Consider the following 20,823-nt stretch of genomic DNA (forward strand, 5'->3'; position numbering starts at 1 on the left):
ATGTTACAGTCTGGTCACTGGTGCCTCAAATGACTACAATAGCTAACAATATTATGCTAAATACACTATGTGCAATAAATTGCGCTTTTCAGTGTTGAAGCATCATTCCACTGGAAACACCGGATACACAAAAAATGTCGACGATAAAAAAACTGTATATCAAAACCTGGGGCTGTCAGATGAACGAATACGATTCATCCAAGATGGCCGACTTGCTGGAAACCACTCACGGTTATCAGTTAACCGATGTCGCCGAAGAAGCAGATATCTTACTCCTGAATACTTGTTCAATCCGTGAAAAGGCTCAGGAAAAAGTCTTTCATCAACTTGGTCGCTGGAAAGGTCTGAAAGATAAAAACCCTGAAATCATAATTGGTGTAGGTGGTTGTGTTGCTTCTCAGGAAGGGGATTATATTCGCCAGCGCGCACCTACTGTCGATATTATTTTCGGGCCACAAACTCTGCACCGCCTGCCAGAAATGATTAATCATGTAAAAGGCACCCACAGCCCAGTCGTTGACATCAGTTTCCCTGAAATTGAAAAATTCGACCGTCTGCCATCCCCTCGTGCAGAAGGCCCAACAGCCTTCGTTTCCATCATGGAAGGCTGCAATAAGTACTGCACATTCTGCGTTGTACCTTACACCCGCGGAGAAGAAGTCAGCCGCCCTTGTGACGATATTTTATTCGAAATTGCTCAACTTGCTGCACAAGGTGTACGTGAAGTTAATCTGCTCGGTCAAAACGTTAATGCCTATCGTGGTGCAACGTTTGATGGAGATATTTGTACATTTGCAGAACTATTGCGTTTGATTGCGGCTATCGACGGCATTGACCGGGTCCGCTTCACCACCAGCCATCCAATTGAGTTTACTGACGATATTATTGCAGTCTACGAAGATACACCTGAATTAGTCAGCTTCCTGCATCTGCCAGTCCAGAGTGGTTCTGATCGTATTCTTACCCTGATGAAACGTGCCCATACTGCGCTGGAATACAAAGGCATTATTCGCCGTTTACGCAAAGCCCGCCCAGACATTCTGATCAGCTCTGACTTCATCGTGGGCTTCCCGGGTGAAACACAAGATGATTTTGAAAAAACCATGAAACTGATTGCCGATGTTAACTTCGACATGAGTTTTAGCTTCATCTATTCAGCGCGCCCAGGAACACCAGCAGCCGATTTGCCAGATGACGTCAGTGAAGAAGAAAAAAAACAGCGTTTGTATCTGCTCCAACAGCGTATTAACCAACAAGCCATGAGCTTTAGTCGTGCAATGCTTGGCAGCACACAACGTATTTTGGTTGAAGGTCCATCACGTAAAAATATCATGGAACTCTCTGGCCGTACTGAAAATAACCGCGTGGTTAACTTTGAGGGAACGCCTGACATGATTGGCAAATTTGTTGATGTCGAAATTGTTGACGTATACGCCAACTCCCTGCGTGGAAAAGTCATCCGTACTGAAGATGATATGGATCTGCGTATTCATGAATCACCTGAATCAGTCATTGCCCGTACTCGCAAGGAAGATGAAATCGGCGTTGGCTTTTATCAGCCTTAACAGGCCCTAACATAGAGATAACCAGTGACACAAATAAACCAACAAGTAGCAACACAAGAGATCTTTCTGGAACCCGCAGATAATCAACGTCTGATGATCCTGTGTGGATCACTTGATGACAATCTGAAACAACTTGAGCGTCGTTTGGGTATTGAGATCAACCGCCGCGATAACCGTTTCAAACTGGTAGGTAAACCACTGTGTGTTAATGCGGCAGCAGGAATTTTACGTCACCTTTATGTCGATACTACACCTGTACGCGGAGTGATACCCGATCTTGAGCCTGAACAGATTCATCTCGCCATCACCGAAAGCCGGATACTGGAACAAACAGCAGAAAGTATCCCTGAATATGGTAAGGTAGTGAATATCAAAACCAAGCGGGGTGTTGTAAAGCCCCGTACTCCCAATCAGGCACAATATATTGCCAATATCCTCGGTCACGATATCACGTTCGGGGTTGGGCCTGCAGGTACAGGAAAAACTTATTTGGCCGTTGCTGCTGCGGTTGATGCACTAGAGCGCCAAGAGATCCGCCGGATCCTGCTGACCCGCCCTGCGGTCGAAGCCGGCGAAAAACTGGGCTTCCTGCCCGGTGACCTAAGCCAGAAAGTCGACCCTTACCTGCGCCCGCTTTATGATGCCCTGTTTGAGATGATGGGTTTTGAAAAAGTTGAGAAGCTGATCGAAAGAAACGTTATTGAAGTGGCTCCACTGGCTTATATGCGTGGACGTACTCTCAATGACTCCTTTATTATTCTCGACGAAAGCCAGAATACCACCATCGAACAGATGAAAATGTTCCTGACCCGCATTGGTTTTAATTCCAAAGCGGTCATTACGGGTGACGTGACTCAGATTGACCTGCCAAGAGGCCAAAAATCTGGTCTGAGTCATGCGGTAGAAGTTTTATCTGATGTTGATGAGCTAAGTTTTAACTTCCTATATAGTGAAGACGTTGTTCGTCATCCGGTAGTTGCAAAAGTCGTTATCGCCTATGAAGCATGGGAAGCCGCAGAGCAAGAACGTAAAAAAATGCTCAATGAGAAACGCAGACAGGAAGTAAAATGAGTTCAGTTATATTAGATTTGCAAATTGCATGTGAAAACCCCGAAGGGCTTCCCGAGGAAGCCTTTTTCCAACGCTGTCTGGAAGGTGTTTTGCCACAATTTCAGGCAGAAAGTGAAGTCACCATTCGCGTGGTCGATGAAGCAGAAAGCCATGATTTAAACCTCACTTATCGTGGGAAGGATAAACCAACTAATGTGTTATCCTTTCCATTTGAAGCTCCGCCTGAAGTTGAATTACCCTTACTCGGTGATTTAATTATCTGTCGTCAAGTTGTTGAAAAAGAAGCAGAGGAACAACAAAAAATTGTCGCGGAACACTGGGCACACATGGTGGTTCACGGCAGCCTCCATCTTCTGGGATATGATCATATCGAAGACGATGAAGCGGAAGAAATGGAGTCTTTGGAAACAGAGATTCTGAAAAAAATGGGTTATCCTGATCCCTACCTAATGGAAAAAGAATAACCGTTGCCAACATTTTTATGTTAAACATAACAATCTACGATTTTATTAATGGGGAATTTTCATTAAAACGCCATGAGCGACGACCATCCTTCAAGTAGCGATAGCCTTGGCCCTAAGAAAGGCTTTTTTGCGCTTCTTAATCAGCTTTTTCACGGTGAACCGAAAAACCGTGATGATTTGGTTGAACTGATCCGTGATTCTGAGCAGAACGACCTAATCGATCCCGATACCCGAGAGATGCTCGAAGGTGTCATGGATATAGCTGATCAACGAGTGCGTGACATTATGATTCCACGCTCACAGATCGTTACCTTAAAACGCAACCAATCTCTGGACGAATGTCTGGATGTTATTATTGAATCGGCCCATTCACGCTTTCCTGTGATCAGCGAAGACAAAGATCACATTGAAGGCATATTAATGGCGAAAGATCTGCTACCTTTTATGAGTACAAATGCAGAGCCTTTCAGCATTGATAAAGTACTTCGTCAGGCTGTTGTAGTGCCGGAAAGTAAACGTGTTGACCGTCTGCTGAAAGAGTTCCGTTCCCAACGCTACCATATGGCGATTGTGATCGACGAATTTGGCGGTGTTTCAGGGTTGGTCACCATTGAGGATATTCTTGAACTGATTGTGGGTGAAATCGAGGACGAATACGATGACGATGACGATAACGATGTTCGTGCTTTAAGCCGCCACTCCTATTCAGTGCGGGCATTGACTCAAATTGAGGATTTCAATGACATTTTTGGCACCAACTTCAGCGATGAAGAGGTTGATACCATTGGTGGGCTAGTCATGCAGGCATTTGGACACCTGCCTTCCCGTGGGGAATCCATCACTATTGATGGTTACCTTTTCAAAGTGGCAATGTCTGATAGCCGTAAAATTATTCAGGTGCATGTAAAAATACCTGATAATGCTGACGTTCCTAGCCTTGATAAACCATAATAGGATCTAGATGAACAAAGCCTCATTCATGAGTTGCCAGCGGCTGCGTGCTGTGCTGGCACTTTTCTTCGGAGCCAGTGGAACGCTGGCTTTTTCACCTTTTGATTTCTGGCCAGCAGCACTTGTTTCTCTTTTCGGCCTGCAAATACTTTCCTTGCACAGAACAACCCGTCAGGCTTGCTTTATTGGTTTCTGCTGGGGTCTTGGCTTGTTTGGCAGTGGCGCAAACTGGGTTTATGTCAGTATCGCCGACTTTGGAGGCATGCCTACCACCATTAACATCTTGTTGGTGATCTTGTTCTCTGCCTATCTTGCTCTTTATCCTGCGCTATTTGCTGGTTTATTAAACCGCTTTTTCCCAAGTACTAACAGCATCAGACTGGTTATTGTCAGCCCGGCACTATGGCAAGTCACCGAATTCTTGCGTGGTTGGATACTAACAGGATTTCCTTGGTTACAATTTGGCTACAGCCAGATTGATGGTCCGATGAAAGCCATTGCGCCCATTCTGGGTGTAGAAGGCATTACCTTCCTGCTTATGATGATTAGCGGGCTGCTGGTGATTACCACTGTTCACAAAAAGCTATCAGCTCACAAAAAACTGTCAGCGGCCATTATTGCCATTCTTCTGCTGTTGTCGCCGTGGCCAATGAGACACTACCAGTGGTACACTTTACAGCCGGAAAAAACGACCGATATCGCACTGGTTCAAGGCAATATTCCCCAGTCCATGAAATGGGATCCCGCCGTTCTTGATAAGACACTGGATATCTATTTAGATAGCAGCCATCCTTTCATTGGTAAAGCGCCAATCATCATCTGGCCGGAATCTGCCATTCCTGATAACGAATATAATCAAAGTTATTTCCTGACCAAATTGGACACCCTGCTGAGGGAGCACAATACTAGCTTGATCACTGGTATTGTAGATGCCCGACCAACGTTGGAAGGTTATAAATTCTATAACAGCATTATCGTCTTGGGAGATAAAACGCCTTACCAATATCCTGCACACACCCGTTATGACAAACACCATCTTGTACCTTTTGGTGAATTTGTTCCGCTGGAATCAATATTGCGCCCATTGGCACCTTTCTTCAATTTGCCAATGTCTTCCTTCAGTCGTGGTGTTTATATCCAGCCACAACTTTCTGTTGCAGGGCACAATATTACCGCTGCTATCTGCTACGAAATTATTTTGGGTGAACAAGTACGTGATAATTTCAAGCCTGATACAGAGTTTCTGCTAACCGTTTCTAATGATGCTTGGTTCGGGCGTTCCATTGGCCCGTGGCAGCATTTCCAAATGGCTCGAATGCGCTCCCTTGAACTGGGTCGTCCTCTACTAAGAGGAACAAATAATGGTATTACAGCGGTAATCAACCCAGACGGTTCTATTCAGGCTAAAATTCCCCAATTTACTCGGCAGGTATTAGAAGCCAAAGTAATACCAGCCACAGGTGTAACACCTTATTTTCACTTCGGAAACTGGCCAATATGGGGAACCAGCGCTCTGTTTTTCATCTTTGCTTTTATGAAAAAGCGCCAAAAAACTTAATTACCTACAATTGATGAAACGTTGATAAGAGTCAGGGTATATTACTAATTGCCCTGACTTTATATATCTTTTAGCTAATCCCATAAACAAGTTCAATAATTCCCCTTAATCATCGCCCTCACCACCGAAATAACGCAAATTTACAATATATACAGCCAAAAATAGAGCAAAATAATAGATAATTACTTCAAATCGTTCAAAATGCGAACAACATTCAATATTATTTGCTTTTTAATCACATATAAATGGAATTGTTTATTTATAGTGCGATGCAAGTCCCGAAAATGAAACATTGTAGTTTCAAAAAAGTAACATTATGAATTATTTTTTTACCGTATATAAACAAAGCAACTCAGAAAATCGTTTCTACAGACAATTTTTTTTCATCCAAGTAGAAACATAATTCTCTGTAAAAAATCTAATTTCACAAATAACAACCAGATACAGGAGCTATATATGCGTAAGTTGATGTTAACCATGATATTGCTTAGCGCAGTTGGAGCTGCCCATGCTGAGGAACTGACTGGAACACTGAAAAAAATTAAAGATAATGGCATTATCATAGTTGGACATAGAGAATCTTCTGTCCCATTCTCTTACTATGATAATCAGCAAAACGTCGTGGGTTATTCTCAAGATTATTCCAACCTGATCGTTGATGCTGTCAAGAAAAAACTGGATATGCCTAACCTACAGGTCAAGCTGATTCCCATTACCTCTCAGAACCGCATTCCCCTGCTACAAAACGGTACATTCGATTTTGAATGTGGATCTACAACCAACAATCATGAACGGCAAAAACAGGCAGCATTCTCCAATACCATTTTTTCTGTCAGTACTCGCCTGCTGACTAAAGAAGATTCAGGCATCAAAGGATTTGATGATCTGGCAGGAAAAAACGTCGTAGTGACTTCTGGCACAACCTCTGAAATTTTGTTGAATAAACTTAACGATGAGAAGCAAATGAAAATGCGTATCATCAGTGCCAAAGATCATGGCGATTCATTCCGTACTCTGGAGTCAGGCCGTGCTGTCGCCTTTATGATGGACGATGCCCTGCTTGCCGGAGAACGTGCAAAAGCGAAAAAACCCAATCAATGGATCATTGTTGGTAAACCACAATCAGAAGAAGCGTATGGTTGCATGCTGCGCAAAGATGATTCCCAATTCAAGACATTGATTGATAACACCATTGTCAAAATACAGACCTCCGGTGAAGCAGAAAAAATGTTTGATCACTGGTTCAAAGAACCAATTCCACCTAAGAACCTGAATTTGAACTTTGCCATGTCAGATAAGATGAGAGCCTTGTTTAAATCGCCGAACGATAATGCATTGAATTAAGAAAGGAACTAAAAAATCCCGGTTTTATTGGCATGACGGGTATGAGGTAGTCGTTCCCTACCTCATTTTTTTCAGATCATTTTGGGTTCAATAAATTACAATAAATGAATCATTTTAAGCATTACCGCCACCCCCCCCCTTTCAGGGAGCACATTTATGTCTGTTGATTGGAATTGGGGCATCTTTTTACAAGCTGCTCCTTTTGGTAATACCACCTATCTGGGATGGATTATTTCTGGTTTTCAAGTAACGGTTGCACTTTCCGTCTGTGCGTGGATCATTGCACTCGTTGTCGGCTCATTGTTCGGTATTCTCCGTACCGTCCCGAATAAATTCCTCTCTGGGCTTGGAACCTGTTATGTTGAGTTATTTCGTAATGTTCCTCTCATTGTCCAATTTTTTACATGGTATCTGGTGGTTCCCGAATTCCTGCCTAAGAACCTGAGCGATTGGTTCAAAATGGAGCTGGATCCCAATATCCAATTTTTTATTTCCTCCGTCATTTGCTTAGGGCTATTTACTGCTGCCCGTGTATGCGAACAGGTTCGTGCAGCAATCCAGTCACTCCCAAGAGGGCAAAAAACCGCAGGGCTGGCAATGGGCTTAACCTTGCCACAAACCTACCGCTACATTCTGCTGCCAAATGCCTACCGAGTGATAATTCCTCCAATGACATCGGAAATGCTCAATTTGGTAAAAAATTCTGCCATTGCTTCCACAATCGGGCTGGTTGATATGGCTGCCCAAGCAGGTAAATTATTAGATTATTCCGCACACGCCTATGAATCATTCACAGCGATCACGCTGGCTTATGTGGGTATTAACCTCGTGATCATGCTTGCCATGAGCATACTGGAGAAAAAAGTACGTTTACCGGGCAATATGGGAGGGCGATAAAAAAATGTATCAGTTTGACTGGAGTTCTATTATACCAAATTTGCCCTTTCTTCTGAGTGGGTTGATGATAACGGCAAAAATTACCGTGATAGCCATTATCATCGGTATTGTCTGGGGAACCATTCTGGCGATTATGCGCCTCTCATCCATCAAGGTACTGAGTTGGTTCGCTGCCCTGTATGTTAACCTTTTTCGCTCAGTTCCATTGGTGATGGTATTACTGTGGTTTTATCTGATTGTGCCTAATTTATTACAAAATGTTCTAGGTATATCACCAAAAACCGATATCCGTTTGATTTCTGCAATGGTAGCGTTCTCGCTCTTTGAAGCAGCTTACTATTCCGAAATAATTCGAGCAGGTATCCAGAGCATTTCCCGTGGGCAATCCTCTGCTGCGATGGCATTGGGTATGACTCATATGCAAAGCATGCGTCTGGTCATACTGCCACAAGCATTCCGAGCAATGATCCCATTGCTGCTGACACAAGGCATTGTATTATTTCAAGATACTTCTCTGGTATATGTACTCAGTCTGACGGATTTTTTCCGTACAGCGACGAATATTGGTGAGCGCGACGGAACTCAGGTTGAAATGGTTCTGTTTGCCGGCTTTGTTTATTTTGTGATTAGTTTTTCCGCTTCTATGCTGGTTAACTATTTGAAGAAAAGGACTGTTTGATGATTTCCCTGAAAAATGTATCCAAGTGGTATGGCCAATTTCAGGTTCTTACTGACTGCTCGACTGAAGTCAAAAAAGGCGAAGTAGTCGTGGTATGTGGGCCTTCTGGTTCCGGTAAATCCACTCTGATAAAAACGGTCAATGGCCTTGAATCTATCCAGCAAGGTGAAATTCGAGTAAACAACACAAAAGTCAATGACAAGAGCACCAATCTGGCACAATTGCGTTCCAAGGTGGGAATGGTATTCCAGCACTTTGAGCTTTTTCCTCATTTATCCGTCATTGAGAACCTGACGCTGGCTCAGGTTAAGGTATTAAAGCGTGATAAGAAAGAAGCTACCGAAAAAGGCTTGAAACTCCTGGAGCGGGTTGGTTTATCCAGCCATGCGGATAAACTCCCCTCACAACTTTCTGGTGGCCAGCAACAACGTGTCGCCATCGCCCGCGCACTCTGTATGGACCCTATCGCCATGCTGTTTGATGAACCTACTTCCGCACTTGATCCCGAAATGATTAATGAAGTGCTGGATGTTATGGTTAAACTGGCGGACGAAGGGATGACCATGATGGTTGTAACCCATGAGATGGGATTTGCCAAAAAAGTGGCACACCGGGTTATTTTCATGGATGAAGGAAAAATTGTCGAAGACAGTAAGAAAGAAGATTTCTTTGCTAACCCAAAATCAGAGCGTGCACGTGACTTCCTAGCTAAAATTCTGCACTAATTTTTCTTCGTCGGCGGATGGCAAAACTACCGCCGACCTTAAATTTTCCATCAAAATAAGTAATTTTCCGCATTCCTCCTTTAACAAGAGTTGTTGCCTCTATCCCTTATCAGCTATGCTATGGAATCTTTGATTTCATAAACAAACTATGCACACTAAAGGCGTAGCTTTATTACTCACCATAGGATTATCGGTGCCATGCAAGAACAATATCGTCCAGAAGACATAGAACAACAAGTCCAGCTTCACTGGCAAGAGAAGCAAACGTTCAAAGTGATAGAAGACAGCAGCAAAGAAAAATACTACTGCCTGTCCATGCTACCTTATCCTTCTGGTCGACTACACATGGGCCATGTCCGTAACTACACCATTGGTGATGTGATTTCCCGTTATCAGCGCATGCTAGGCAAAAACGTACTCCAACCTATTGGTTGGGATGCATTTGGCCTGCCGGCAGAAGGTGCTGCTGTCAAAAATAATACCGCTCCTGCCCCATGGACTTACTCCAATATCGAGTACATGAAAAACCAGTTAAAAACACTGGGTTTTGGCTATGACTGGGATCGTGAAGTCACTACTTGTACGCCAGAATATTATCGCTGGGAACAGTGGTTCTTCACTAAACTGTACGAAAAAGGTCTGGTATACAAAAAAACCTCCGCAGTTAACTGGTGTCCGCATGACCTGACTGTTCTGGCTAATGAGCAAGTGATTGATGGCTGCTGCTGGCGTTGTGATACCCAAGTTGAACGTAAAGAGATCCCTCAGTGGTTTATTAAGATCACAGATTACGCAGAAGAACTGCTGAACGATCTGGATAAACTGGACGATTGGCCTGAGCAGGTCAAAATCATGCAGCGTAACTGGATTGGCCGTTCTGAAGGTGTTGAAATCACGTTCAATGTTGCTGACAGTCAAGAAAAACTCACCGTTTATACCACTCGCCCAGATACATTTATGGGAGCAACCTATGTCGCTGTAGCGGCAGGTCACCCTCTGGCACAACAAGCCTCGGAAAATAATCCGGAACTGGCAGAATTTATCAACGAATGCCGCAATACCAAAGTTGCCGAAGCTGAAATGGCAACTATGGAGAAAAAAGGCATGCCAACAGGCATGTTTGTTATTCATCCATTAACTAACGAAAAGATCGCTATCTGGGTTGCTAACTTTGTCCTGATGGAATACGGCACAGGTGCGGTTATGGCTGTTCCTGCACACGATCAACGCGATTGGGAATTTGCCACTAAGTACAATTTGCCAATAAAAGCCGTTATTCTCGACAACGATGGCAATGTACCAAGCGTTCAGGAAGCGGCTGTCACCGATAAAAATGCACTGGTTAACTCTGGTGAATTCAGCGGACTGAGCCATGAAGAAGGTTTCAATGCTATCGCTGACAAGCTGGTTGCAATGGGTGTTGGCCAACGTAAAGTCAATTACCGCCTGCGTGACTGGGGAGTTTCCCGTCAACGTTATTGGGGCGCCCCAATTCCAATGGCAACACTGGAAGACGGTACTGTAGTTCCTGTTCCAGAAGATCAATTGCCGGTTATTTTGCCAGAAGATGTCGTGATGGATGGTATCACCAGTCCAATCAAAGCTGATCCTGAATGGGCAAAAACAACTATCAACGGTCAGCCTGCACTGCTTGAAACGGATACCTTTGATACCTTTATGGAATCTTCATGGTATTACTCACGCTATACCTGCCCGGATTACGATAAAGGCATGCTGGACCCGGCTGCGGCCAACTATTGGTTACCTGTGGATCAATACATCGGTGGTATTGAGCACGCTATCATGCACCTGATGTATTTCCGTTTCTTCCACAAATTGATGCGCGATGCGGGCATGGTCAACTCTGATGAACCCGCCAAACGCCTTCTGTGCCAAGGCATGGTTCTGGCTGACGCCTTCTATTACACTGGCAATAGTGGCGAGAAAGTCTGGGTATCTCCAGCTGATGCTATTGTTGAGCATGACGAGAAAGGCCGCATTGTGAAAGCAACGGATCAAGACGGTCATGTACTGGTTTATACCGGCATGAGCAAAATGTCGAAATCCAAGAATAACGGTATTGACCCACAAGTTATGGTCGATAAATATGGTGCCGATACTGTTCGTTTATTCATGATGTTCGCCGCACCACCTGAACTGACACTGGAATGGCAAGAATCTGGTGTGGAAGGTGCAAACCGCTTCCTGAAGCGTATTTGGCGTCTGGTTTACGAGCACAGCAACAAAGGTGCAACCCAGCCACTGGATGCCAGCAGCCTGACCACTGAACAAAAAGATCTGCGCCGTGACTTGCACAAAACCATAGCGAAAGTCACTGATGATATTGGCCGCCGCCAAGCGTTTAATACCGCCGTTGCAGCAATCATGGAACTGATGAATAAACTGACTCGCGCTCCACAAGAATCTGAGCAGGATCGTGCCCTGATGCAAGAAGCAGTAACTGCGGTTGTACGTATGCTGTCACCTATCACACCACACGCTTGCTTTATCATGTGGAAAGCACTTGGTAATGAGAACGACATTGATACTTCGGCATGGCCACAAGCTGATGAGCAGGCAATGGTAGACGATACTAAACTGGTAATTATCCAGGTTAACGGTAAGGTTCGTGGTCGTATTACCGTACCGGCAGATGCAACAAAAGAGTATGTCCAAGAAATGGCTACACAAGAGTACAGCGTGACGAAATATCTTGAAGGCGTCAGTATCCGCAAGGTCATCTACGTTCCGGGTAAGTTACTGAATCTGGTTGTAGGCTAATAACAGTAGGCTGATAACAGGAGACCATGTTTGTGGTAAAACGTGTAACAAGAAGTGTGGTAGGAAATAATCTACGGCATCGTATTTTCACGTTGTTGCTCGGGTTAGCGGTGCTAGTCACCGCTGGCTGCGGCTTTCATCTTCGGGGCACAACACAAGTACCAAAAGAGCTGCAAACATTGCAGTTAAGTTCTGGTGACCCATATGGGCCTCTGGCACGGGCAGTACGTCAACAACTTCGTCTGAATGATGTCAAAATTGCTGAACATGGCGATGCTTCAATCCCTATCCTGAAACTTGTTGGTTCTAATGAGAACAAAGAGACGGTTTCTGTTTTCCAGGATGGCAAATCAGCTGAACGTCTGTTAGTACTGAACGTGGATGCTCAAATTCTGATGCCAGATGGCAGCATTTATCCATTGCGGGCAAAGGTTGATCGTTCTTTCTTCGACAACCCATTGGAAGCATTGGCAAAAGATGCAGAAAATGAACTTGTTCAACAGGAAATGCGCGAGCAGGCTGCCCGTCAGCTTATGCGCCAATTGCTGACCGTTCATAGTGCAGAACTCCAGAAAGCTGAAGAAAAACAAAAATCTGCGGCTATACAGAAGCAATGATCCGACTTTATCCTGAACAACTTCCCTCGCAGCTTAATGACGGGCTGCGAGGCAGCTACCTGTTATGGGGCAATGAACCATTACTATTGCAGGAAAGTCAGGACAGCATCCGCAAGGTGGCTGAACAACATGAATTTCTGGAGCATTTCACCTTCACATTGGATAACCATACCGATTGGGATGAAATCTTTAGTCTGTGTCAGTCACTTAGCCTGTTTGCCAGCCGTCAGTCTCTTATCCTGCTGCTTCCGGAAAATGGCCCAAATGCCGCAATGTCAGAACGGCTGACCAAGCTGTCAGGATTGCTGCATTCAGATATCTTGCTGATATTGCGTGGACATAAACTCACCAAAGCACAGGAGAATAGCCCGTGGTTCAAAGCGATTGGGCAAAATGGAGTCTACGTCAGTTGTTTGACACCTGAGCAAAATCGTCTGCCGCAATGGGTAGCGCAACGAGCCAAAAATATGGGCCTATCACTGGAAGATGAAGCCAATCAATTACTGTGCTATTGCTATGAGGGAAACTTATTGGCACTGGTTCAGACTCTGGAGCGTCTTTCCCTTCTCCATCCAGATAACCGATTGACACTTCTTCGCGTAGAAGAAGCCGTTAACGATGCGGCTCATTTCTCTCCCTATCATTGGGTTGATGCTTTGCTGGCAGGAAAAATAAAACGGGCATGGCATATACTGAAACAGCTTCGGCAAGAAGATATCGAGACCGTGATTTTGCTTCGTACCATACAGAGGGAATTAATGCTACTTCTGGCACTTAAGCGCCAATATACAACTGTCCCTTTGAAGACCTTGTTTGATCAACACAAGGTTTGGCAGAACCGCAGACCATTGCTGTCAACCGCACTACAGCGTCTGTCACAGCGAGAACTGCAATCTGCCATACATTTGTTAGCCCAGATGGAACTGCGTGTCAAACAGGATTATAGCCAATCCATTTGGGCTGACCTGGAAACGCTTTCCATGCTGTTATGCGGAAAATCATTACCAGAGAGCTTCTTAAATGCTTGATTCTATTGTTCCAGCCAATATTGATCTCCAAAACATTACCCTAGAAAATACGGTGCCAATAAATACCGTTGATTCTGCAACCAATGTGGACTCTCCGGTTATTCAGGCTCTATTTGGTGGCACATTCGATCCCATCCATTATGGTCATTTGCGTCCTGTAGAAGCATTGGCTCAATTGGTGGGACTCAAGCAAGTTATCTTATTACCTAATCACGTTCCCCCGCATCGCCCTCAACCAGAGGCAAGCGCTCCGCAACGGCTGGAGATGGTTCGCCTGGCTGTACAGGATAACCCTCTGTTCACCGTAGATACCCGCGAGCTGGAACGGCAAACTCCATCTTACACAGTAGAAACACTGAAATCCTTTCGTCAGGAAATCGGTGAGCAATATTCGTTAGCATTCATCATTGGACAAGATTCATTACAAGCCATTCATACATGGTATAAATGGGAAGAATTGCTCGATATTTGTCACTTGTTGGTCTGCTCCCGTCCGGGTTACCAAAGTCAGCTTTCCGCCCCAGAAATGCAACAATGGCTTGAAAAACACCAAATTGTTTCTCCACTCCCATTGAGCCAAAAACCACACGGTTATATTTATTTGGCTGCGACTCCGTTATTAAACATTTCGGCAACCGATATTCGTCAACGCCACCAGCAAGGGATAAGCTGTGATGATTTACTTCCTCCAACGATAAAAAAATATATCGATTCACATAGGCTATATAAGAAATAGCAAAATCATGTGGTTATTTGCAGCTAACTCGCTTACTTTTATAGAGATTGGCATGCTATTATTCTGAGTTACTTAATCAATTTTATGAAATAAAGGTGATCCTTTTGCAAGGCACAGAACTACAACAATTTGTTATTGATAAACTTGAAGACTCCAAAGCACAGGATATTGTTTCTATTGATGTTCGCGGAAAATCCAGCATTACTGACTGCATGGTTATCTGTACCGGAACATCAAACCGTCACTTGATGTCTGTGGCAGATAACCTAGTAGATGACTGCCGCCAAGCAGGCATCATGCCTCTAGGCGTTGAAGGACAGGGTATTTCAGACTGGATAGTCGTGGATCTTGGCGAAATCATGGTCCATGTTATGCAAGAAGACAGCCGCCGTATGTACGAACTGGAAAAACTCTGGAGCTGAGTTTGAAGTTACAACTGGTCGCTGTAGGAACAAAAATGCCGGACTGGGTACAGACCGGCTTCATGGATTATCTGAACCGTTTTCCCAAGGATATGCCTTTTGAGCTCATTGAAATTCCAGCGGGAAAACGAGGTAAAAATACTGACATCAAGCGAATTCTGGAAAAAGAAGGTGAACAGATGCTAGCCGCGGTTGGTAAAGGCAACCGTATTGTGACATTAGATATTCCAGGCTCTCGCTGGGATACTCCGCAGTTGGCACAACAGCTTGAACGCTGGAAGCTGGATGGCAGAAATGTCAGTCTATTAATTGGTGGCCCTGAAGGTTTGGCCCCAGCCTGCAAAGCCGCAGCGGAACAAAGCTGGTCACTCTCTCCTTTAACCATGCCACATCCTCTTGTCCGGGTTCTGGTTGCGGAGAGCCTTTATCGAGCATGGAGCATCACTACTAACCACCCTTATCATCGGGAATAAATAGGGTAATCCGACACCGTGAATTCTGGTAATGGGATGAAGAATAAACGAACGCCTTTTCGTGATCACTCGGCTGAATCGGCTCTATTCATACGCCGCGCACTTGTGGCGTTTATAGGCATTATTATTTTAACAGGCATCTTAATTGCCAATCTCTATAATCTCCAGATAACACGCCACGAAGATTACCAGACTCGCTCGAATGGAAACCGCATTAAGATCGTTTCCATAGCCCCAAGCCGGGGCATCATTTATGACCGCAATGGCACACCACTAGCAACTAACCGAACTATTTATCAGTTAGAAATTGTGCCACAAAAAGTTGCTGACCTTGATAAGACATTAAATGAACTGCGCTCTATCGTTGGACTTACTGATGAAGACATTGAAACTTTCAAAAAAGAACGTCAACGTGCGCGTCGTTTTGCTTCTGTTCCTCTTAAAACTTCACTGAACCCAGTTCAGGTTGCTCGGTTTTCAGTCAATCAATATCGCTTTACAGGGCTGGAAATCAAAGGTTACCAACGTCGCTATTATCCTTATGGTTCCGCTCTCACCCATGTGATCGGCTACGTTGCCAAAATCAATGACAAGGATGTAGAACGACTAGAAAAAGAAGGAATTCTTTCAAACTACAAAGCTACCCATGATATCGGGAAACTGGGCATTGAACGTTATTATGAATCTATCCTACACGGCAAACCGGGTTATGAAGAGGTCGAAGTCAACAACCGAGGTAAAGTGATCCGCCAACTGCAAGAACAATCACCACAGGCCGGAAAAGATATTTACCTGTCAATCGATTTAGAACTGCAAACCTATATTGAAAAGATACTGACAACCAGCCGTGCAGGTGTTGTTGTTACCGATCCCCGTACCGGGGAAGTTTTGGCAATGGTATCCAACCCAAGTTACGATCCGAATCTATTTGTCGATGGTATTTCGAGTAAGGACTATAAGTTCCTGCTCAACGACCCAAATCGCCCCTTAATTAACCGGGCTACGCAAGGTGCTTATCCACCTGCATCAACAGTGAAGCCTTTTATTGCCGTTGCAGCTCTCAGCAGTGATGTCATTACAAAGAACACCACGACAAATGATCCTGGTTGGTGGCAGCTACCAAACTCAGAGAAACGTTACCGTGACTGGAAACGCTGGGGACATGGCAAGCTGAATGTACATAAAGCGATTGTCGAATCAGCGGATACTTTTTTCTATCAAGTCGCCTATGAGATGGGCATCGATAAAATGTCCGAATGGATGACAAAATTTGGTTATGGTCAATTTACAGGCATTGATTTAAAAGAAGAAAATCCGGGCAATATGCCCACCCGTGAATGGAAGTCAAAACGCTATAAAAAACCATGGTATCAAGGTGATACGATCTCCATTGGTATCGGTCAAGGATACTGGACTGCAACTCCGATGCAGATGGCAAAAGCCCTAATGATCCTGATCAATGATGGCGAGGTGAAAACACCCCATTTCTTGCTGAATACTCGCGTAAATGGCGAAATGCAACCTTACCATCCCCCAGTAATTGAACCTATCGGAGATATTCACTCTGGGTATTGGGAAATTGCTAAAGATGGCATGTATGGGGTTGCCAATGCCCCAAATGGTACAGCTCGCAGATCCTTTGCCGGTACACCTTATAAAGCAGCCGCTAAATCCGGTACTGCTCAGGTTTTCAGTTATGAAACCTATAATGCAAGCAAACTTGCTGAGCACTTACGTGACCATAAGCTGATGATTGCCTTTGCACCTTATGACAACCCGACAGTTGCCATTTCCATTATTCTTGAAAATGGTGGTTCTGGGCCGCCTGTCGGTACTATCGTTCGTCAAATTTTGGATCATATTTTACTCAGGGATAACAAAAAAATCTCTCCTGCTGCAACAGGAGTAAACACGATCAGGACACCAGCTAATTGAATAAAGCCATGACAGACTCACAAAATAAGGTTCCTTTCTGGGCCAGACTACATATAGATATTCCATTACTACTGTGCGTTCTGGCATTACTGGCTTACAGTCTTTTCATTATGTGGAGTGCCAGTGGCCAAGATATTGATATGATGGAACGTAAAATCGGACAGGTCATCATAGGCCTCATAGTGATGTTAGTTTTGGCTCAAATTCCTCCACGCATATACGAAAACTGGGCACCTTATCTCTATATTGGCTGTGTCATCCTGCTAATCCTCGTTGATGTTTTTGGGCAGATTAGTAAAGGCGCGCAACGCTGGCTGGATCTGGGTATTGTTCGCTTCCAGCCATCAGAAATTGCCAAAATCGCCGTTCCCTTAATGGTGGCTCGTTTTATGAATCGAGACCTCTGCCCACCTTCACTGAAAAATACGGGTATTGCGCTGGTTTTGATCTTTGTCCCTACTCTATTGGTAGCAGCACAACCCGATTTAGGAACATCTATTCTGGTTGCTGCTTCTGGGTTATTCATCCTGTTTTTGGCAGGAATGAATTGGAAGTTAATTGGCATTGCCGTTTTACTGCTTGCCTGTTTCATTCCTATATTGTGGTTCTTCCTGATGCATGACTACCAACGCGCCCGCGTTATGATGCTATTAGATCCAGAAAGTGATCCATTGGGTAAAGGCTACCATATCATTCAATCCAAAATTGCTATTGGCTCAGGTGGGATATCTGGAAAAGGCTGGCTACAAGGCACTCAGTCACAGTTGGAATTCCTGCCGGAGCGACATACTGACTTTATTTTTGCTGTTCTGTCTGAAGAGTTAGGGATGATAGGTGTTCTAGTATTGCTAGGACTCTACTTACTGATCATTATGCGTGGTTTGTTTATTGCAGCCAAAGCGCAAAATACCTTTGGCCGAGTAATAGTCGGAGGGCTGATACTGATTTTGTTTGTTTATGTCTTTGTCAATATCGGCATGGTAAGCGGTATCCTACCAGTAGTCGGCGTTCCCCTGCCGTTGATTAGTTATGGGGGCTCAGCACTAATTGTCTTAATGGCGGGGTTCGGCATTATTATGTCGATACATACGCATCGTAAATTATTGTCCAAAAGTTTATGAGGAAGAAGTTTCATGCGTCAACAGTGGCTTATACTTAGTATCGTAGCAGTACTGATTTCAGGCTGTACCACAACAGGCAATAATCAGACATCTTCTCTTCCCCCAATTCCAACTCGTGATGTTTTGGGTGCAGAACCTCAATATGAACCTTATCATCCAAGCGCCAATCAAAATTATCAACGGGATGGGCAAACATATCACATCGTACAAGACCCTGCTCACTTTACTCAAACAGGTTATGCCAGTTGGTTCAGTGAAGAGTCCAATGGAAAACTGACTGCAATTGGTGAACAAGCCAGTCCATATGCTTTAACCGCCGCACACCCGACGTTACCTATTCCAAGTTATGTTCGTGTCACCAATTTAAGCAACGGACGTATGATGGTTGTCAGAATCAACGATCGAGGTCCTTACAATGAGCCAGGGAAAATCATTGAATTATCTCGTGCAACAGCAGAACGACTCAATTTGATGCCACAAAGCAAAGTGAAATTGGATGGTATTCTGATTTCATCTGATGGTTCATTATCTGGTTTAGGAACGGTTGGCTCAACGATCGTTAAACAGAGCTTTGCTTTACCTGACAGACCCGATATTGGTTCACAATCATCACTCCTTCCTTCCACGGCTGAACAAAACCTTTCTGGAAATACAACAGGCCAATCTGTTACGTTACCTCCTGCGACTACATCACCTGCTCCTGAATCGACAAATGGTTATATGGTACAAGTAGGAGCCGTCAGCGTTGAACAAAAAGCCAAAGAGTGGCAACAGTCATTGAGCCAGCGTTTTAACGTACAAGGGCGTATTATCCAATTTGGTAACGTCTATCGCGTCCAATTAGGGCCATTCGATAGCCGCCAGCAAGCTACGGAACTCCAAAAAAAACTAACGGATCAGATGCACCAATCTTTTATTGTTGCCCCTGATTCATGAAACTCCATCATGATAAATAGCACCATTGCCTGCTGATATTGACATATTTCATGACTGTCAGCAGGCAAATAGAATTTGTTGCGAACATTTGCTGTGAACAGAAACCGGGTAAAAAAGTGTAAACCTTCACCCCATTCAATTTTGTTTAATGTCAGCTTTTTTTGCATTTGTTATTATGTCATTTATTATCAATCCCTCTCTCACGGATGTTATCTAATCAATCATGAAATACATAGTTACTAAATACGTAGTTACTAAATACGTAGTTACTAAATACGTAGTTACTAAATACGTAGTTACTAAATACATAGTTACTTCCCGTTTTATTAAAAGTGCCACTTTAGGCCTTGCTCTGACCGCCAGCGTTTCCACATTCGCCAACGCTGGTGATAATTTCAAAACCATGATCCCTGGTGTACCAGAACTGGATTCAGAAGCCTATATTCTGATTGATTACAACTCAGGAAAAATATTGGCTGAAAAGAATGCAGATATCCGCCGCGATCCCGCAAGTCTAACCAAAATGATGACCAGCTACGTCATTGGTCAAGCCATTAAATCCGGGAAAATCGGCCAGAATGACATTGTTACTGTAGGTAAAGATGCTTGGGCTACGGGTAATCCGGTGTTTAAAGGTTCATCGTTAATGTTTTTAAAACCCGGTGACCAAGTTTCTGTTTCCATGCTCTCTCGTGGTATCAACTTGCAATCTGGCAACGATGCCTGTGTCGCCATGGCAGACTATGTGGCAGGTAGCCAGGATGCATTCGTCAGCTTGATGAATAAATATGTGCAAAGCTTGGGGCTGCAAAATACACATTTTCAAACTGTTCATGGCCTTGATGCCCACGGCCAATACAGCTCTGCCCATGATATGGCATTGATTGGTCAGGCGCTAATCCGCGATGTGCCGGATGAATATTCTATCTACAAAGAAAAAGATTTTACTTACAACAATATTCGCCAGCCTAATCGTAATGGCTTGCTATGGGATAAGAGCCTGAATGTTGACGGTATTAAAACAGGCCACACTAGCGGCGCGGGATACAACCTTGTTGCTTCAGCTACCGAAGGCAATATGCGCCTGGTTTCTGCTGTCATGGGCAGCTCAACTTTCAAGGGTCGTGAAACCGACAGCAAAAAATTACTGACGTGGGGCTTCCGTTTCTTCGAAACTGTCTCACCATTGCAAGTCGGCAAAGAATTTGCATCAGAACCGATTTGGTTTGGTGATACCGATAAAGTTCAGCTGGGCGTTGACAAAGATGTTTACCTAACGATTCCCCGTGGTCGTCTGAAAGATCTGAAAGCCAGCTATGTATTGAACAATACCGAATTGCATGCTCCACTCACTAAAAACCAAGTTGTTGGAACTATCAACTTCCAGCTTGATGGTAAAACCATTGAACAACGTCCATTGGTCGTCATGAACGAAGTAAAAGAAGGTGGCTTCTTCAGCCGCATGATCGATTATATCCGACTGATGTTCCATCACTGGTTCGGTTGAACCCTTGGAAGCT

At 44.2% G+C, this 20,823-nt stretch carries 19 protein-coding genes; all 19 read left to right on the top strand.

Going from position 1 to position 20,823, the window contains the following annotated elements; genetic code table 11:
• Positions 1-134 precede the first annotated feature (134 nt).
• The 19 genes from miaB to dacA all read left to right on the top strand — a co-directional run bounded on the left by miaB (position 135) and on the right by dacA (position 20,810).
• Positions 135-1,565, top strand: a complete 1,431-nt coding sequence (gene miaB / locus BM135_RS04155; RefSeq protein ID WP_092518111.1) for a tRNA (N6-isopentenyl adenosine(37)-C2)-methylthiotransferase MiaB — start codon at positions 135-137, stop codon at positions 1,563-1,565.
• Positions 1,566-1,658: 93 nt separating this feature from the next.
• Entirely contained in the window at positions 1,659-2,636 is a 978-nt protein-coding gene (locus BM135_RS04160; RefSeq protein ID WP_092518180.1) for a PhoH family protein, read from the top strand.
• Complete coding sequence (gene ybeY, locus BM135_RS04165; protein ID WP_092518113.1) at positions 2,633-3,100, top strand: rRNA maturation RNase YbeY; 468 nt, start codon at positions 2,633-2,635, stop codon at positions 3,098-3,100. Before BM135_RS04160 ends, ybeY begins: the two co-directional genes overlap by 4 nt.
• A 72-nt stretch (positions 3,101-3,172) precedes the next feature.
• On the top strand, positions 3,173-4,051 hold the full coding sequence (corC, locus tag BM135_RS04170; RefSeq protein WP_092518115.1) for a CNNM family magnesium/cobalt transport protein CorC: 879 nt from the start codon (positions 3,173-3,175) through the stop codon (positions 4,049-4,051).
• 10 nt (positions 4,052-4,061) lie between these two features.
• A complete protein-coding gene (gene lnt / locus BM135_RS04175) occupies positions 4,062-5,609 on the top strand; it encodes an apolipoprotein N-acyltransferase (protein WP_092518116.1) in 1,548 nt (515 codons plus the stop codon).
• A 456-nt stretch (positions 5,610-6,065) separates the two neighbouring features.
• On the top strand, positions 6,066-6,953 hold the full coding sequence (locus BM135_RS04180; protein ID WP_092518117.1) for a glutamate/aspartate ABC transporter substrate-binding protein: 888 nt from the start codon (positions 6,066-6,068) through the stop codon (positions 6,951-6,953).
• 156 nt (positions 6,954-7,109) lie between these two features.
• Complete coding sequence (locus BM135_RS04185) at positions 7,110-7,850, top strand: amino acid ABC transporter permease (protein ID WP_092518118.1); 741 nt, start codon at positions 7,110-7,112, stop codon at positions 7,848-7,850.
• Between the two features lie 4 nt (positions 7,851-7,854).
• Positions 7,855-8,529: a glutamate/aspartate ABC transporter permease GltK gene (gltK, locus tag BM135_RS04190; RefSeq protein ID WP_092518119.1), complete on the top strand. Its 675-nt coding sequence runs from the start codon at positions 7,855-7,857 to the stop codon at positions 8,527-8,529.
• Positions 8,529-9,254, top strand: coding sequence for an amino acid ABC transporter ATP-binding protein (locus BM135_RS04195; RefSeq protein ID WP_092518135.1), 726 nt, complete (start codon positions 8,529-8,531; stop codon positions 9,252-9,254). The genes gltK and BM135_RS04195 overlap by 1 nt, the downstream gene beginning before the upstream one ends.
• Positions 9,255-9,452: 198 nt before the next feature.
• A complete protein-coding gene (leuS, locus tag BM135_RS04200) occupies positions 9,453-12,035 on the top strand; it encodes a leucine--tRNA ligase (protein ID WP_092518136.1) in 2,583 nt (860 codons plus the stop codon).
• Between the two features lie 26 nt (positions 12,036-12,061).
• Positions 12,062-12,652: an LPS assembly lipoprotein LptE gene (lptE, locus tag BM135_RS04205; RefSeq protein ID WP_175485947.1), complete on the top strand. Its 591-nt coding sequence runs from the start codon at positions 12,062-12,064 to the stop codon at positions 12,650-12,652.
• Positions 12,649-13,680 carry a DNA polymerase III subunit delta gene (holA, locus tag BM135_RS04210; RefSeq protein WP_092518137.1) on the top strand — a complete coding sequence of 344 codons (1,032 nt, stop codon included), beginning with the start codon at positions 12,649-12,651 and terminating at the stop codon, positions 13,678-13,680. The genes lptE and holA overlap by 4 nt, the downstream gene beginning before the upstream one ends.
• A gap of 52 nt (positions 13,681-13,732) precedes the next feature.
• Positions 13,733-14,416: a nicotinate-nucleotide adenylyltransferase gene (gene nadD / locus BM135_RS04215; RefSeq protein ID WP_422646139.1), complete on the top strand. Its 684-nt coding sequence runs from the start codon at positions 13,733-13,735 to the stop codon at positions 14,414-14,416.
• A 95-nt stretch (positions 14,417-14,511) separates the two neighbouring features.
• Positions 14,512-14,838 carry a ribosome silencing factor gene (gene rsfS, locus BM135_RS04220; protein ID WP_074018466.1) on the top strand — a complete coding sequence of 109 codons (327 nt, stop codon included), beginning with the start codon at positions 14,512-14,514 and terminating at the stop codon, positions 14,836-14,838.
• A gap of 2 nt (positions 14,839-14,840) precedes the next feature.
• Complete coding sequence (gene rlmH / locus BM135_RS04225) at positions 14,841-15,311, top strand: 23S rRNA (pseudouridine(1915)-N(3))-methyltransferase RlmH (RefSeq protein WP_092518139.1); 471 nt, start codon at positions 14,841-14,843, stop codon at positions 15,309-15,311.
• 36 nt (positions 15,312-15,347) lie between these two features.
• On the top strand, positions 15,348-17,246 hold the full coding sequence (gene mrdA, locus BM135_RS04230) for a peptidoglycan DD-transpeptidase MrdA (RefSeq protein WP_092518140.1): 1,899 nt from the start codon (positions 15,348-15,350) through the stop codon (positions 17,244-17,246).
• Between the two features lie 8 nt (positions 17,247-17,254).
• Complete coding sequence (gene mrdB / locus BM135_RS04235) at positions 17,255-18,367, top strand: peptidoglycan glycosyltransferase MrdB (RefSeq protein ID WP_092518184.1); 1,113 nt, start codon at positions 17,255-17,257, stop codon at positions 18,365-18,367.
• Between the two features lie 12 nt (positions 18,368-18,379).
• Positions 18,380-19,303: an endolytic peptidoglycan transglycosylase RlpA gene (gene rlpA, locus BM135_RS04240; protein WP_092518141.1), complete on the top strand. Its 924-nt coding sequence runs from the start codon at positions 18,380-18,382 to the stop codon at positions 19,301-19,303.
• 223 nt (positions 19,304-19,526) lie between these two features.
• Positions 19,527-20,810: a D-alanyl-D-alanine carboxypeptidase DacA gene (gene dacA / locus BM135_RS04245; RefSeq protein WP_245737291.1), complete on the top strand. Its 1,284-nt coding sequence runs from the start codon at positions 19,527-19,529 to the stop codon at positions 20,808-20,810.
• The last annotated feature ends 13 nt before the right edge of the window (positions 20,811-20,823 follow it).

It is taken from the genome of Xenorhabdus japonica (assembly GCF_900115195.1).
Taxonomy (GTDB): Bacteria; Pseudomonadota; Gammaproteobacteria; order Enterobacterales; family Enterobacteriaceae; genus Xenorhabdus; species Xenorhabdus japonica.

Coding starts and splice junctions, on each gene's coding strand:
- rlpA (WP_092518141.1), top strand. CDS start 18,380: ATGCGTCAACAGTGGCTTATACTTAGTATCGTAGCAGTACTGATTTCA.
- miaB (WP_092518111.1), top strand. CDS start 135: ATGTCGACGATAAAAAAACTGTATATCAAAACCTGGGGCTGTCAGATG.
- BM135_RS04160 (WP_092518180.1), top strand. CDS start 1,659: ATGATCCTGTGTGGATCACTTGATGACAATCTGAAACAACTTGAGCGT.
- BM135_RS04185 (WP_092518118.1), top strand. CDS start 7,110: ATGTCTGTTGATTGGAATTGGGGCATCTTTTTACAAGCTGCTCCTTTT.
- mrdB (WP_092518184.1), top strand. CDS start 17,255: ATGACAGACTCACAAAATAAGGTTCCTTTCTGGGCCAGACTACATATA.
- lptE (WP_175485947.1), top strand. CDS start 12,062: ATGTTTGTGGTAAAACGTGTAACAAGAAGTGTGGTAGGAAATAATCTA.
- mrdA (WP_092518140.1), top strand. CDS start 15,348: ATGAAGAATAAACGAACGCCTTTTCGTGATCACTCGGCTGAATCGGCT.
- dacA (WP_245737291.1), top strand. CDS start 19,527: ATGAAATACATAGTTACTAAATACGTAGTTACTAAATACGTAGTTACT.
- gltK (WP_092518119.1), top strand. CDS start 7,855: ATGTATCAGTTTGACTGGAGTTCTATTATACCAAATTTGCCCTTTCTT.
- leuS (WP_092518136.1), top strand. CDS start 9,453: ATGCAAGAACAATATCGTCCAGAAGACATAGAACAACAAGTCCAGCTT.
- lnt (WP_092518116.1), top strand. CDS start 4,062: ATGAACAAAGCCTCATTCATGAGTTGCCAGCGGCTGCGTGCTGTGCTG.
- BM135_RS04180 (WP_092518117.1), top strand. CDS start 6,066: ATGCGTAAGTTGATGTTAACCATGATATTGCTTAGCGCAGTTGGAGCT.
- BM135_RS04195 (WP_092518135.1), top strand. CDS start 8,529: ATGATTTCCCTGAAAAATGTATCCAAGTGGTATGGCCAATTTCAGGTT.
- holA (WP_092518137.1), top strand. CDS start 12,649: ATGATCCGACTTTATCCTGAACAACTTCCCTCGCAGCTTAATGACGGG.
- ybeY (WP_092518113.1), top strand. CDS start 2,633: ATGAGTTCAGTTATATTAGATTTGCAAATTGCATGTGAAAACCCCGAA.
- corC (WP_092518115.1), top strand. CDS start 3,173: ATGAGCGACGACCATCCTTCAAGTAGCGATAGCCTTGGCCCTAAGAAA.